Genomic DNA, 636 nt, shown 5'->3' on the forward strand with positions numbered 1-636 from the left:
GTCCCAAGTATGCATGCCGGTCCTGTGAGGCCGGGGTTGTTCAAGCGCCCGCCAAGCCGCGACTGATCGAAGGTGGCATGCCAACCGAGGCAACCATCGCCAGCGTGATCGTGTCCAAATACGCCGATCATCTGCCGCTGTATCGCCAAAGCCAGATCTATGCGCGTCTGGGCGTCGAGATTGATCGCTCCACTTTGGCCTTTTGGGTTGGCAAAGTCGCCTATGAGCTGAAGCCCGTCCATGACGCGCTGCTGGCGCATCTCAAACAGTCATCGAAGTTGTTCATGGACGAGACACCAGCTCCCGTCCTCGATCCAGGACGCGGCAAGACCAAGAATGGGTACTTCTGGGCGCTCTCCCGTGATGATCGTGCCTGGAATGGGAATGGACCGGAACCGCCCGGCGTGGCCTTTACCTATGCGCCAGGACGTTCCGGTAAATACGCGTCCGAGATATTGCTGGGCACATGCCCGTCGCAAGCTTTATGAGCTGACCCATAACAACGTGGCCCCCATCGCCGAAGCGGGTCTAAAACAGATTGCAGCCCTCTACCGGATCGAAGCACAGGCGCGGGGAGCATCTGCTCAAGAAGGCCTGGCCATCCGGCAGCAAAAGTCCGAACCCAAGATCACAGCC

General features: G+C 59.1%; 1 pseudogene. It reads left to right on the forward strand.

From position 1 onward, the window contains the following. Positions 1–636: pseudogene (locus Q4544_RS15695) on the forward strand (transposase); the annotation flags it as partial.

The sequence above is a fragment of the Cognatishimia sp. 1_MG-2023 genome (genome assembly GCF_030548175.1).
Lineage (GTDB): Bacteria > Pseudomonadota > Alphaproteobacteria > Rhodobacterales > Rhodobacteraceae > Cognatishimia.